At 67.3% G+C, this 13,478-nt stretch carries 11 protein-coding genes; 9 read left to right on the forward strand and 2 right to left on the reverse strand.

The features are described from left to right. Window positions 1-153: 153 nt before the first annotated feature. The 4 genes from I1A62_RS08530 to I1A62_RS08545 are packed head-to-tail and all read left to right on the forward strand — an operon-like array spanning window position 154 to window position 4,865. Window positions 154-1,761, forward strand: coding sequence for a bifunctional 3-(3-hydroxy-phenyl)propionate/3-hydroxycinnamic acid hydroxylase (locus I1A62_RS08530; RefSeq protein WP_219458499.1), 1,608 nt, complete (start codon window positions 154-156; stop codon window positions 1,759-1,761). Further along, window positions 1,758-2,861, forward strand: a complete 1,104-nt coding sequence (locus I1A62_RS08535; RefSeq protein WP_225858251.1) for an alpha/beta hydrolase — start codon at window positions 1,758-1,760, stop codon at window positions 2,859-2,861. The genes I1A62_RS08530 and I1A62_RS08535 overlap by 4 nt, the downstream gene beginning before the upstream one ends. After that, the gene (locus tag I1A62_RS08540; RefSeq protein ID WP_219458500.1) at window positions 2,851-3,942 is read left to right on the forward strand and encodes a maleylacetate reductase; all 1,092 of its coding nucleotides are present in this window, start codon (window positions 2,851-2,853) and stop codon (window positions 3,940-3,942) included. The genes I1A62_RS08535 and I1A62_RS08540 overlap by 11 nt, the downstream gene beginning before the upstream one ends. Continuing rightward, window positions 3,939-4,865, forward strand: a complete 927-nt coding sequence (locus I1A62_RS08545; RefSeq protein ID WP_219458501.1) for a dioxygenase — start codon at window positions 3,939-3,941, stop codon at window positions 4,863-4,865. Before I1A62_RS08540 ends, I1A62_RS08545 begins: the two co-directional genes overlap by 4 nt. Here I1A62_RS08545 and I1A62_RS46225 read toward each other — a convergent pair. After that, entirely contained in the window at window positions 4,862-5,437 is a 576-nt protein-coding gene (locus I1A62_RS46225) for a histone-like nucleoid-structuring protein Lsr2 (RefSeq protein WP_308340763.1), read from the reverse strand. The genes I1A62_RS08545 and I1A62_RS46225 overlap by 4 nt on opposite strands. Before the next feature lie 247 nt (window positions 5,438-5,684). Here I1A62_RS46225 and I1A62_RS08555 point away from each other — a divergent pair, with 247 nt between their 5' ends. Beyond that, on the forward strand, window positions 5,685-6,596 hold the full coding sequence (locus I1A62_RS08555) for a MurR/RpiR family transcriptional regulator (protein WP_219458502.1): 912 nt from the start codon (window positions 5,685-5,687) through the stop codon (window positions 6,594-6,596). Window positions 6,597-6,671: 75 nt separating this feature from the next. Here the strand turns inward: I1A62_RS08555 and I1A62_RS08560 are convergent, their stop codons facing one another. Next, on the reverse strand, window positions 6,672-8,087 hold the full coding sequence (locus tag I1A62_RS08560; protein WP_257890735.1) for an amino acid permease: 1,416 nt from the start codon (window positions 8,085-8,087) through the stop codon (window positions 6,672-6,674). Window positions 8,088-8,540: 453 nt separating this feature from the next. On the opposite strand from I1A62_RS08560, the gene I1A62_RS08565 reads away from it, so the two are divergent. Genes I1A62_RS08565 through I1A62_RS08580 form a run of 4 tightly spaced genes read left to right on the forward strand, consistent with a single transcriptional unit; the run spans window position 8,541 to window position 13,418 of the window. Then, window positions 8,541-9,314 carry an enoyl-CoA hydratase/isomerase family protein gene (locus I1A62_RS08565; protein WP_124393694.1) on the forward strand — a complete coding sequence of 258 codons (774 nt, stop codon included), beginning with the start codon at window positions 8,541-8,543 and terminating at the stop codon, window positions 9,312-9,314. An 11-nt stretch (window positions 9,315-9,325) separates the two neighbouring features. Continuing rightward, complete coding sequence (locus I1A62_RS08570) at window positions 9,326-11,503, forward strand: acetate--CoA ligase family protein (RefSeq protein WP_219458504.1); 2,178 nt, start codon at window positions 9,326-9,328, stop codon at window positions 11,501-11,503. Further along, window positions 11,500-12,300 carry a crotonase/enoyl-CoA hydratase family protein gene (locus I1A62_RS08575; protein ID WP_219458505.1) on the forward strand — a complete coding sequence of 267 codons (801 nt, stop codon included), beginning with the start codon at window positions 11,500-11,502 and terminating at the stop codon, window positions 12,298-12,300. Before I1A62_RS08570 ends, I1A62_RS08575 begins: the two co-directional genes overlap by 4 nt. Further along, window positions 12,297-13,418, forward strand: coding sequence for a C45 family peptidase (locus I1A62_RS08580; protein WP_219458506.1), 1,122 nt, complete (start codon window positions 12,297-12,299; stop codon window positions 13,416-13,418). Before I1A62_RS08575 ends, I1A62_RS08580 begins: the two co-directional genes overlap by 4 nt. The last annotated feature ends 60 nt before the right edge of the window (window positions 13,419-13,478 follow it).

Consider the following 13,478-nt stretch of genomic DNA (forward strand, 5'->3'; position numbering starts at 1 on the left):
CCGATGGTATCCCGGCTGAGCGTCCGCACCGGTGCGGCCGAAAAGTTCGTGGCGTGATGCGGCTACCGCTGGCGCGTTGCGGATAGCGACCCGGATCACACCCTCGTAGCTTCGTGGCAACGGGCAGAAAGCCCCAGGTAGCAAGGAGTTGTGGTGTCCCCAGATTTCGATGTCGCGGTGGTCGGATACGGGCCGACCGGTCTTGTGCTCTCGTCGCTTCTCGGTCGCGCGGGCCACCGAGTGGTGGTGTTCGAGCGGTGGCCGGATCTGTACGGTCTTCCGCGCCTGACTCACATCGACGGCGAGACCGCGCGGATCGTTCAGGCGGCAGGCGATATCGAGTTCGCGCTGCGTGATGCGTCCCCGAAGCAGGTGTACGAGTGGCGCGGATGCGACGGCGAATTGTTGCTCGAGGTGGACTGGTCCGGGCAGTCCAGTGGTTTCGAGGCCCATTACTCGATGTACCAGCCTGATATCGAGTCGGCGATCGATCAGCGCGTCCGGTCGTACCCGAATGTGGAGGTCAACCAGGGAGTCGGTGTCGTCGCCGTCGGGCAGGAGCCAGGCCAAGTGGCGCTCGAGGTGCGGCCGTCGAAACGGGATCGGGACGAGCAGTGGTCCAGCGGAGCCGAGGACCGGACCGTGACCGCGCGGTATGTGGTGGGCGCGGACGGCGCCAACAGCTTCGTGCGCAACGCGTTGGGCATCGAACGTTCGGACCTACACGTCGAGGACCGCTGGTTGAACATCGACACCGAGTGTCTCCGTCCGCTCGGTCCCGAGTTCGAAGTCACTCGGCAGTATTGCGATCCGGCGCACCCGAACATGTTCATGCCGATCGGACGCAGCCGGCAGCGATTCGAGGTCGCGGTGTTGCCCGGCGACGATCCCGAGGAGATGGAGTCCACGGAATTCGCGTGGTCGTGGTTCCGCGAGCGGCACGGCCTGGGACCGGACGATATCCGGATCTTGCGGCAGATCATCTACACCTTCTCTGCCCGCACCGCCGACAATTGGTGCAGCGGTCGGGTGCTGCTCGCCGGGGACGCCGCGCACACGATGCCCCCGTACATGGGCCAGGGCGCGTGCTCCGGGATGCGGGACGGGATCGCGCTGGCATGGAAGTTGGATCTGGTGTTGTCCGGTCGGGCGGGCCCCGAGCTGCTCGATACCTACGAGACCGAACGCCGGCCCCACGTCGAGGTCATCCAGCGGTGCGCGGTCGAACTCGGCCGGGTCGCGAATCTGAAGGATCCCGAGGCTGCGGCCGCCCGCGATGCCGCCTTCAGGCGCGGCGACGTTCCGCCGATGCCACCGTTTCCCATACTCACGACCGGGATCGTCGCCACCACGGCGGACGGGACACCGCAACCGTTGGCGGGGACGTTGTCACCGCAAGGCGTCATCGCGGTCGGCGACCGGGTGGGCCGCTTCGACGACGTACTCGGGTGGGGCTTCGTCGTCGTCACGACAACCGCTCCCCGCGCGGTGCTCGATGCCGACCACCTGGACTTCCTGAATTCGCTCGGCGCCGTCCTCGCAACAATCGAGCCGGGCAGCGCGCATTCGTTCACCGACGTCGACGGGACCTACACCGACTACCTGGCCGCGCACGGAATCGAGGCGTTCCTCGCGCGACCCGATTTCCATCTCTACGGCGCGGGAACGATGCCGGAGCTGCCCGGACTCGTCGATGGGCTGCGTGCCGCGTTGGGCATTGCAGAGGTGCCGCCCCGCCGACCCGAGGGAGCCGCACTGTGACCGACACCGTCATCGACGCTGCGCTCTCGGCGGAGAATGCGGCGCACCGTCGGGCGATGCCTGCCACCCGGTTGCTCGACGGCGGCATGCTCTACGCCGATGTCGTCCTCCTCGAACAGGCGATCCTCGCCGGCGACCACTGGGATGTGGCCGCCGAACGCCTGGGTGAGCACCGCTTGGAGCTGGCCGAGTGCGCGCTGGGGTCCGGGCACGCGGTGACCGCCCGGCAGCAGTTCCGGGCCGCGGCCGCCGCCTTCGTGTTCGCGCAGATGGCGATCAATTCGGACACGGACCGCAAACGGGAGCTGTACGACAGATTCGGGGCCGCGGTCGCCGCGGCAGCCGCGGTGGTTCCGTCGTCGATACGGAAGGTCGAATTGCCTTTCGCGGGTGGTTCGTTGGTCGGCTGGCATGTGCAGCCGACGGGCACTCCGGTGGGCACGGTGGTGGTGTTCGGCGGCCAGAGCGGTTGGGGTGCGACGTATCTGCGATACGCCGACGCGCTCGCCGAACGCGGGGTGGCGACCATTCTGGCCGAGGGCCCCGGGCAGGGTGAGACGCGGTTGCGGCACGGGATCTACCTGGACGTCGACGTCGCTGACGCGTACGGCCACTTCGTGCGATACGCGACCGAACAGGCCGGCGGCCCGGTCGGGGTGTGGGGCAACAGTGTCGGCGGACTGTTCGCGGCACTGACTGCCGCCCGCACTCCCGCCGTCCGCGCATGTTGTGTCAACGGTTCGTTCGCCGCGCCCCGGTTGCTCCCGTTCCGCACGTTCACCGAGCAGGCCGCCGCCATGCTGGGCACCACCGACGAGGCCGCGATCACGGCGAACTTCGCCCGTCTGCGCTTCGACCCGGGCAAAGAATCGATACGGTGTCCACTACTGGTACTGCACGGAGGCGCCGATCCACTCGTGACCATGGAGGACCAGCAACCGTTCCTCGACGGAGTGACAGGCGGCGACGTGGCCCTGCGGGTCTGGGACGATGGTGAGCACACCCTCTACAACCACGCCGACGAACGTAATGACGTCGTTGCCGACTGGTTCGCCGACCGACTCTCACTGAGCGAAGGGAACACGCACCATGCGTTTTGAACACGAAACCCTGCCGCAGCGTGTCTGTTTCGCCGCGGGCGAGGCGAAAGCGATGCTCGCCGGCGAGGTCGCCCGCCTGCACGCGTCCAGGGTGATGGTGATCGCCTCGGCGGCCGAGGCCGGGCGCGCCGAACAGGTCATCGCCGACCTGCCGGGCGTGTATCGCCACGACGAGGTGGTGATGCACGTGCCGGTATCGGTGGCCGAACGGGCCCGGGCAGCGGCCATCGCACACGACGTCGACGTCGTGGTCTGCGTCGGTGGCGGGTCGGCCACCGGGCTCGCGAAAGCGGTGGCGTTGACCACGGGACTGCCGATCGTGGCGGTCCCGACCACCTACGCAGGCTCGGAAGCGACGAACGTGTGGGGTCTGACCGAGGCATCGCGCAAGACCACCGGCATCGACGACCGGGTGCTTCCGGTGTCGGTGATCTACGACGCCGAGCTGACGCTCTCGCTCCCGGTGGAGCTGTCCGTCGCCTCGGGTGTGAACGGGCTCGCGCACTGCATCGACTCGATGTGGGCGCCCCGCGCCGACCCGATCAACGGCGCCCTGGCAGTGGAGGGCATTCGGGCACTGGCCGCCGGCCTGCCCGCGATCGCGACGGACCCGCACAATGTTCCCGGCCGTGAACAGGCCCTGTACGGGGCCTACCTTTCCGCGGTTGCCTTCGCGTCCGCCGGCTCCGGGTTGCATCACAAGATCTGCCACGTTCTCGGCGGCGCCTTCGACCTCCCGCATGCCCAGACCCACGCCACCGTGCTGCCCTACGTTCTCGCCTTCAACTCCGCTGCGGCCCCGGAAGCCGAACGTCGCATTGCCTCCGCTCTCGGGGCGTCCACAGCCGTCGATGGCCTCGAGCGGCTGCGGCAGCAACTCGCTGCTCCGACAGCGCTGCACGACTACGGATTCCGCTCCACCGATATCGACCAAGCGGTCGAGGCGATCCTGCCGGTGGTGCCGACAAGCAACCCCCGCCCCGTCACGGCCGAGGAACTTCGGCGCCTTCTCGACGCGGCACAGCGCGGATCCGATCCGAGAACGATGACCACGAATCCGAACGCACGGAGCCGATCATGACCGAGCAGCCCACGACTGCACCCGACTCAGCCAGCACACAGAGCGACGAGCAGCAAACGGTGGAGGAGGAACTCGTTGCACGAGTGGCCGCCTCGTTTGCCGGCACCGCGGATCCGCGACTGCGGCAGCTCATGCAGTCCCTGGTGAAGTATTTGCACGGTTTCATCCGGGAGGTCCGGTTGACCGAGGCCGAATGGAATACCGCCATCACGTTTCTCACCGAGTGCGGGCACATCACCGATGACACGCGGCAGGAGTTCGTCCTCCTCTCCGACGTGCTGGGCGCTTCCATGCAGACGATCGCGGTGAACAATCAGGCCGACCATGATGCCACCGAGGCGACCGTGTTCGGTCCGTTCTTCGTCGACGACGCACCCGAAATCCCCTGTGGTGGTGACATCGCCGGCGGTGCGACCGGACAACCGTGCTGGATCGAGGGCAGCGTCACCGACACCGACGGCCGTCCCGTCCCCCACGCCCGCATCGAGGTGTGGGAATGCGACGAGGACGGCTACTACGACGTCCAGTACGACGACCACCGGATCACCGGCCGGGCCCACCTGTATTCCGACGACAACGGACGCTACCGATTCTGGGGGCTGACACCGGTCCCGTACCCGATCCCGCACGACGGACCGGTCGGCCGGATGCTCGAGGCCACGGGCCGCTCCCCCGTGCGGGCGGCGCACCTGCACTTCATGGTCTCCGCACCGCACCAGCGGACGCTGGTCACCCACATCTTCGTCGCCGGCGATCCGCAGATCGACATCGGAGACTCCGTCTTCGGCGTCAAGGACTCGCTGATCACCCACTTCGAGCAGCAACCCGTCGGCACACCCACCCCGAATGGACGCGAACTGAATGACCGCAGCTGGGCCAGAACCAATTTCGACATCGTGCTGGCTCCCGAGACTCGGGCCTAACGCTCAGGGTGGGCGTCGGTGTAGGCATCCCAGACTTCGGCGCGTAGTCGTCCGCGGTCGGAGACGGGGAAGCCGTGTTCGCGGGCCCACGCCCGGACCTCGGCAGTGGACGGTGGAGGCGCCGCAGCACTCCCCTCATCTGCGGTAGAAGCGTCCGCGACGGACGCGTCGGCGACCGGTTCCTCGTCGTCGGTGTCGTCGTCTCCGTCGGTCTCCACGTCATCGGCGGGGACATCCTCGACCTGGTCCACGGCGCCCTCGGCCAGGTCTTCGGCGGTCCGGAGGATGTCGTCACCGCTGCTTGGGAGCAGACGGTCGATGTCGACGTCGCTCCGGGCGGTGCCGGCGGTCACGGCCGCCACCCTCACGGCATCGAGGAGTTGACCGCGCACCGATTCGTCGAGGGCGACGAACTCGGGCGATGCCTCCAGCAGCTTCGCGGCGTGGTCGACCATCTCCTGCGGGCTGCCTGCAAGGCGTCCGGCACCCGCCGCGACAAGCTTCGTGTGGCGGGCCCGGCCCAGCCAATATCCCACGATCACCGCGATCGCGACCTGCAGCCTGGTCATCATCGTCGACTCCCACGGATGGATTTGACCGTGCGGACTACTGAGCCGACTACCCTGGACCGCCCGCGCTCAATCGCCCGTAAGCGACGGTGAAGGCATCACGAGAGACCCGATCTAGCCGTTTCGCGATGAACACCCAAAGAGTGCAACGGCAATTGCAGTGGCACGTCTTGAAGCAAGATCGCAACCATTACGATGGCGTTAGCTCGACTGTGATCACCCACCGGTTCCCGAGGAGAAGAGGGCGCGCATGGCCACGAAGTCCAAGACGGCGGGTCCTGCGACCTTCGAGGAATTGCTCACCGAGATTCGTCAGCGCGAGGGCACGTTGTCGCCGTCGCACAAGAAAATCGCCGAGCGGGTGATGTCCGACCCTGAGGCGGTGGCGTTCATGACGATCTCGGAACTAGCGGCCGCGGTCGGCGTCAACGAGGCCACCGTCGTACGGTTCGCGACGGGACTGGGACTCAAGGGATATCCCGGGCTGACGCGCCTGTGCCGCGAACGCCTCCAGGAGCAGGCGCAGCTGCTGCGCCGTTTCGACAACCTCGAGCACATGGCCGCGGACGGGGCCGGGCTGCTGGAACAGACCGTCGCCCTCGACCAGGCCAACATCGCCCGCACGTTCGCCCGGATCGAGGATTCCACCTGGGATTCAGCGGTCGAACACCTCGCCCGGGCTCCGCGTGTGCACGTCATGGGATTGCGCAAGTGCCACGCCCCGGCGTATTTGCTCGGATACTTGCTGCGCATGCTTCGCGAGGACGTGGAGACGGTCAACGCCAGCGTCGGTTCGCTGACCGACGATTTGCGTCGGGTCCGCGAGGGCGACTGCTTCGTGGCGATGTCCATCCACCGTTACAGCGTCGACACAGTTCGGGCCGCCGAGTGGGCGCGGCACAGCGGTGCACACGTCATCGCGTTCACCGACAATGCCAGCTCTCCGCTTGCCGCATCGGCGCACGACACCTTCTACATCGACGCGTCGAGCGCCTCGGTGTTGCGGTCGATGACAGCGTTCACCTCGCTGGCTCAGGCCATGTCCGGCGGCGTCGCACAACTTCTCGGACACCGGGTGCGCGAAACCCTCCTCGAGGAGGAGAAGCTCTTGAGTAGCTTCAGCGTGTATGTCACCGATGCCGCAACAGGCAAGCCGCAGTAGCCGATCCACGCTTAGACCGCCAGAGGAGAGTGGGTGCATCCGATCGGATGCACCCACTCTCCTTGTGCGCGAAGGCTACTGCCGGCGAGATTCGGTCAGCGTGGTATTGCCGTTTCCGGCCGGCACGGTGGTGCGTCGCTGGCGAATCAGGCCCGCGGCGACGGCCAGGGCGGTGACGATCATGGTCAGCACCAAGGGCGTTCGAGTGGCGGGAGTGAACGCCATACCGACGACGATGGCGAGCAGGATGACGCCAACCACATAGGACAGGCAGGGGAAGCCCCACATCTTGACCGGTAACGCAGCCGTCTCCTCCGCGGTCTTCTTGCGGCGGCCGACGATCTGCGTACCGCAGATGCACAGGTAGACCACCACGGCGACGGCGCCGGACGAGCTGAGCAGGAAGGTGAACACGGCCCCGGTGGGCAGGAAGTAGTTCGCGATGACCGCGACGAATCCGGCACTGGAGGCTGCGAGCACCGCCTTCACGGGAACTCCGGACTTACCGGTCCGGGCGAGCACTCGGGGGCCTTCCCCGCGGCGGGCCAGCGAGAAGAGCATCCGGGAGGAGGAGTAGATGCCCGAGTTCAGGCAGGACAGCACCGCGGTGAGGACGACCAGGTTCATGATGGTGTGCGCGCCGGGCAGGCCGAGGAGGTTCAGCACGGCGGTGTACGGACTCTTGGTGACCTCGGCGGTGTCCCACGGCAGCAGCGTGACGACGACGAGGATGGAGCCGACGTAGAAGATCAGGATTCTCCAGGCGACGCTGCGCATGCTCTTGCGGACGGCCGTGACAGGGTCCTTTGCCTCACCAGCGGCGATGGTGACCAGTTCGGTGCCGAAGTAGGAGAAGAACACCGTCAAGGTGGCGATCAGCAGAGGTGTGACACCGTTCGGGAACAGCCCACCGTGCCCGAGCAGGTTCGAGGTGCCGGGCGAGTCGAAGTGCGGCAGGACGCCGAAGATCGCGGCGACGCCGATACCGATGAACAGCACGATCGCCGTCACCTTGATCATGGCGAACCAGAATTCGAACCGCGCGAAGGAGGTGACCGCCGCCAGATTCACCCCGGTCAACGCGGTCATGAAGATCAGTGCGTACAGCCAGGTGGGCACGGCGGGGATCAGTTGGTTTGTGATCGCGGCGCCGGCGATCGCCTCGAAGGCGACGGTCACGCACCAGTGATATGCGTAGAGCCACCCAACGGAAAGCCCTGCCCACGAACCGAGTTCGCGGGAGGCGTAGGTCGAGAACGAACCGGTCTCGGGGCTCGCGGTGGCCAGTTCGGCGAGCATCCGCATCACCAGGATGATGAGGAGCCCGGTGAACAGATAGACCAGGACGATGCCCGGGCCTGCGGAGGAGATCGCCTTGCCGCTGCCGACGAACAGGCCGGCACCGATGACGCCGCCGATGCCGATCATCGTCAGCTGACGAGTGTTGATGGAGTGCTCGAGGTTTTCCGAGCTGGAAATCGAGGTTGGCACGATGCCTTCTTCCGTGAAACGCGGATGTGACCCAGGTAACTGCGTGCCAGCCATGAAACACGTCATCTGCGCTGGATGCAAGTCCATTTGCATATATGCCACTCAATGCAATTCATTACTGCGTTCACGGAAACGCCCTCTCACCTGGCTAGACGCCGAACGGTCGACGCTCGGACGTCGCCCGAAATGAGCATCCCCGCTGCGTCCAGCGATCCGCACTCGACCGGAATCATCAAGTGCCACAACGACAACCAGGTTCCCGACACGAATGAAGGACTCCCCAATTTGCGTCAACTCACATTTTTGCAACTTTTCTTGCATCGACAGCCTGGATGCGGTTATATGGATCACAGCGGCCCCTCTCGGAAGCACCCCGACGGGCAGTACCCTGCGGCCACACCGTCAGCAGGACAACGCATTACAGCCAGATCGACGAGAAAGAGACGTGAGACGATGACGACCGTCCTGGCAACCCGTTCGGGTTCGACCGCGACCCTGGCCCTGAACCGCCCCGACCGCCTCAACGCGGTGAGCGAGGAGCTGTACCAGACGCTGATCGACGAACTGGTCGCGGCAGATTCCGATCCGGACGTGCGCGCGGTCGTGATCACCGGTGCAGGCCGCGCCTTCTGCGTCGGCGCCGATCTGAAGGCCCACAAGTCCGGCACCCGCAGCCGGGAGGAGCAGGCTCGCTATCTCGACCTTGGCCAGAGAGTGTGCGAGCAGATCCAATCGATGGACACCCCGGTGGTTGCCGCGGTCAACGGCTACGCACTCGGCGCCGGCGCGGAGATGGCGGTCAGCGCCGACTTCCTCGTCGTCGCCGAGGACGCCCAGTTGGGCTTCCCCGAGGTCAGCATCGGCACCTTCGTCGGCGGGGGTGTCACCAACCGACTCCCCCGCCTCGTCGGACTGCGGCGGGCCACCGACATGCTGATCCTCGGCGAACGCTTCACCGGCGCCGAGGCGGTGGAGTGGGGACTGGCGCACTCGGCAGTTGCCGCCGACGCACTATTGGACGCGGCGCACGCGCTCGCCGACACGCTCGCCGGGAAGGCCCCGCTCTCGCTCGCCCGGATGAAGGCAGCGCTGCGGCGTAACGACCCCCTCGACGTCGTCCTCGAGACCGAGCCCCAGGAGTTGCTGGCGCTGATGGGCACGCAGGACTGGGCCGAAGGCGTGGCGGCATTCGCCGAACGCCGCACTCCGATCTTCCAGGGAAAGTAGAGATGACAACGATGGCTCAGCCTTCCTCCGTCGCGGTCGCCGAGACCCTGCCGGCCGAGACGCGCACGGCGCTCCAGCGCCTGTTCGATCCCCGCTCCATTGCGATCGTCGGTGCCTCGACCAGCCCGACCAAGCGCGGTTTCCAGGCCGTGCGCGCTCTGCAGCAGGCCGGGTACGCGCACCCGGTGTACCCGGTCAACCCGAAAGCAACCGAGATCCTCGGCCTCGAGGTCGTCCCCTCGATCGACGGACTGCCCTACGGCGTCGACGTCGCTCTCATCGCGCTTCCCGGCGCCGCCGTGCCCGACGCCCTGCGCCACTGCGCGGCCGTCGGCATCGCCGGAGCGGTGGTGCTGGCCAACGGATTCAAGGAAACCGGAGACTCGGGCGCCGAGCTCGACGCCGCGCTGGCGCGAGCGATCGCCGAGACCGGTATCCGGGTCATCGGCCCGAACACCTCGGGAATGCTCAACGTCTCCACCGGCGCCAACCTGGTGGGCCTGCAGGACGTGCCCACGGGCCCGATCAGCGTGGTCACCCAGAGCGGAAACATGCTGCTGTCCCTGGTCAACGACAACCGTGCTCTGAAGGGCCCCGGCTTCCACGCCTACATCGGCCTCGGCAACCAGGCCGACGTCCGCTACGACGAATGCGTCACCGAACTCGCGCGCGACACCCGCACCGGCGCCGTCGCCATCCACTCGGAGGGTTTCGCGGACGGCCGGGCGTTCCTGGTCGCCGCGGCGAGCGCGGTGGAGGACAAGCCGGTGGTAATGCTGCGCGGCGGCCGCTCCGAGATCGGGCAGCGCACGGCGCTCTCCCATACCGGGTCGATCGCCGGTTCGGACGCCGTCGCCACCGCGGTCCTCCGCCAGGCCGGCGTGGAATTGGTCGACCGCTCGGACGAACTGGCCGTCGTCGCAGGAGCAATGGCCACCACCGCGCCGATCGCATCAGGCGGCAAGGTCGCCATCCTGTCCGACGGCGGCGGCCACGCCACCTTGGCCGCCGATGCACTGACCGCGCGCGGGATCGAACTCGCGCAGATCGGTGAGCGGACCCAGCAGGTCCTGCGTGATCTGCTGGGTGGGCCGGCGTCGGTGGTCAACCCTGTCGACGTGGCCGGGGCCAGCGATGCCGATCCCACGGTGTTCGCCGACGCGGTGGACGCCCTGATGAGCGATCCCGCAGTCGGGTTGGTGCTGATCGTGGGACTGTACGGCGGCTATCACCTGCGGTTCGACGCCAGCCTGACAGCCGCCGAGGACGCCACCGCCGAGCGACTCCTCGAGTTGACCACCGCCCACCGGGTTCCCCTGCTGGTACAGAGTTGCTATGCCGGGGACATCGTCTCCAACCACGACCGCCTGCGGGCCGGTGGGGTTCCGGTGATCAACTCCATCGACCATGCCGTCCGGGTGGTCGCCGCCCTCGACCGGCGCGGACGACGACTCGCCACCGCGTCGCAGCGGTCGTCCCTCACCCTCCCCGCCCCAGCACCACGTGCTGCGGTGGGCACGGGGATCCTGGACGAGCCCACCGCCCGCGCCCTCGTCGAGGACGCCGGGGTCGACATCGGCGGATGGACCTTCGCCCGCACCATCGATGAGGTCGTCACCGCGGTCACCGGATACGGGCGGCCGTGTGCACTGAAGATCGTCTCGCCACAGGTGATCCACAAGTCCGACGTCGGCGGCGTGAAATTGAACGTGGTCGGCGCCGGCGCCGCGGAGAATGCACAGGCGATCATCGACGCGGTCGCCGAGAACGTGCGCGGCGCGGTGATCGACGGCATCGTCGTCACCCCGATGGCCGATCAGGGCGTCGAACTGCTCGTCGGCGCCACCCACGACCCGATCTTCGGTCCGGTGGTGGCGTTCGGCAGCGGTGGCGTGATGGTCGAAGCCCTGGAGGACGTCACCTTCCGCGCGGCACCGTTCACCGAGATCGAAGCCCACGAGATGGTAGACGAGACCATCGCCTCCCGCATGCTCGACGGCTACCGCCACCTTCCGGTGATCGACCGGACAGCGTTGGCCCGCTTCCTCGTCCGCGTCGGTGACATCGTCGCCGCGCACCCGGAAATCAGCGAACTCGACCTCAACCCCGTCATCGCCTCTGACACCGGAATCGTCCCGGTTGACGTGCGGATCGTACTGTCCGACAAACTCTCTGGAGCACACGCATGAGCGACCCCCTGCTGACCGACCGCACCGGCGACACCGTCGTCTGGACTCTCAACAACCCCGAGGCCCGCAATCCCATCTCCGAGGCCGACACCATCGACGCGCTCGAGGAGGCCGTCACCGCGGTCAACCGCGACCCGAGCGTGCGGGTGGCGATCCTCACCGGCGCCGGCTCCGCGTTCTCGTCCGGCGGTAACGTCAAACACATGCGCGACAAGGACGGCATGTTCGGCGGGTCACCCGCAGAACTGCGCCAAGGCTACCGGCACGGCATCCAGCGCATCCCGAAAGCCTTGTATCACTGCGAGATCCCGACGATCGCCGCCGTGAACGGGGCGGCCATCGGAGCCGGCTGCGACCTGGCGATGATGTGCGACCTGCGGATCGCCTCGACCACCGCAAAATTCGCCGAGAGCTTCGTCAAGGTCGGCATCATCCCCGGCGACGGCGGCGCCTGGCTGCTGCCCCGCGCCATCGGCATGGCCCGCGCCAGCGAGATGGCCTTCACCGGTGAGGCGATCGACGCGCACACCGCACTCGAGTGGGGCATGGTCTCCGCGGTCACCGAGCCCGAGTACCTCCTGACCGCCGCCCACGAACTCGCATCCCGGGTGTCGGCGAACCCGCCGCACGTGCTGCGGATGACCAAGCGACTGCTGCGCGAAGGGCAGCACCAGAGCCTCGAGAGCATCCTCGAGTTGTCGGCGGCCATGCAGGCGGTCGCGCATCACACCGAAGACCACCACGAGGCAGTCGGGGCCGTGCTCGAACGGCGAACCCCGCAGTTCAGCGGACGATGAACGCCCACATCGACGAGACCACGGTCGCCGGACTGCGATGGGTGGTGGTGACGGGTGAACGCACCGCCGCGTTCACCCTGCTCGGTGAGTACGCCCGCGCCTCGATCACCGCCGTGCAGAACCAGTTGCCCGAACGCGAAGGCCTGCACGCCTTCACCCGCAGCGGTCGCGGACGACGCATCCTGACCGACGTGGTGACAGCCACCGAACAGGCGTTCCCGCACCTCACCGCCGAACTGCGTGCGCTCGCTGCCGGCGCCGCGCTGCCCTACGAGGACCTGCTGCTGGCCAATCTGCGCGGCGACGTCGGCGTCGACGACGGCACCGGCTGCACCGACCTCGCCTGGCGCGGCACGTCGTCCTTCATCGCGCACAACGAGGACGGCGCTCCCGCCCTCGACGGACATTTCATGCTCCTGACCCTGCACATCGACGGGGACCTGCCGGTCACCGTCGAGTGGTATCCCGGGTTCGTGCCTTCCAACACCCTCGCCGCCAACGCCGCCGGACTGGTGTGGGGCATCAACCACATCCAGGTCACCACTCCGATCTTCGCTCCCGGCCGCCATTTCGTCGCCCGCGGACTGCAGCAGTGCACCACCTTCACCGACGCCGTCGATTTTCTGCGCACTCACCCCAGCGCCGGGGGCTTCGCGTACACGATCGGCGAGACCGACACCGGTCGCGTCGCCGTCGTCGAAACGGCCGCGGGGCGTCACGCCGTCCGTGAACTCTCACCCGAGAGAGCATTCGAATGGCACACCAACCACATCCGGTTCATGCCCAACTCGCCGGACCGGGCGCCGGCCGATGCCGCCACCGCCAACCTCGGGCAACGCGACGAGAGCCTTGCCCGGGGCAGGGTCCTCGAAGACATCACCCCGGCCCTGGAACCCGACGTCGACTGGTTCGATCGAGTCCTGACCGGGTCCCCCGTTCCCACCGGTGTGCACCGCACCGCCGCGGGCGACGACCCGCTCGCCACCCTGTGCACCACCGTGACCAACCTGACCGACCGAACCATCTTCATCCGCAACCGACACGACCGAACAGCCACACTTTCGCTGGCCGACTTCGTCGCGGGACCGCCCTCCGCTGAACGATCGGCGACCGAGTGACGTAACGCGCAGGACTTCGTCCGATGTAGCCGCTGTTACATTTTCCTGGTGACGAGTGAG

The organism is Rhodococcus sp. USK10 (genome assembly GCF_019378875.1).
Lineage (GTDB): Bacteria > Actinomycetota > Actinomycetes > Mycobacteriales > Mycobacteriaceae > Rhodococcus_F > Rhodococcus_F pseudokoreensis.

Bases quoted from the DNA above. Each gene is read 5' to 3' on its own strand.
- I1A62_RS08545 (WP_219458501.1), top strand. From the start codon at position 3,939: ATGACCGAGCAGCCCACGACTGCACCCGACTCAGCCAGCACACAGAGC.
- I1A62_RS08575 (WP_219458505.1), top strand. From the start codon at position 11,500: ATGAGCGACCCCCTGCTGACCGACCGCACCGGCGACACCGTCGTCTGG.
- I1A62_RS08570 (WP_219458504.1), top strand. From the start codon at position 9,326: ATGGCTCAGCCTTCCTCCGTCGCGGTCGCCGAGACCCTGCCGGCCGAG.
- I1A62_RS08565 (WP_124393694.1), top strand. From the start codon at position 8,541: ATGACGACCGTCCTGGCAACCCGTTCGGGTTCGACCGCGACCCTGGCC.
- I1A62_RS08540 (WP_219458500.1), top strand. From the start codon at position 2,851: ATGCGTTTTGAACACGAAACCCTGCCGCAGCGTGTCTGTTTCGCCGCG.
- I1A62_RS08555 (WP_219458502.1), top strand. From the start codon at position 5,685: ATGGCCACGAAGTCCAAGACGGCGGGTCCTGCGACCTTCGAGGAATTG.
- I1A62_RS08580 (WP_219458506.1), top strand. From the start codon at position 12,297: ATGAACGCCCACATCGACGAGACCACGGTCGCCGGACTGCGATGGGTG.
- I1A62_RS46225 (WP_308340763.1), bottom strand. From the start codon at position 5,437: ATGATGACCAGGCTGCAGGTCGCGATCGCGGTGATCGTGGGATATTGG.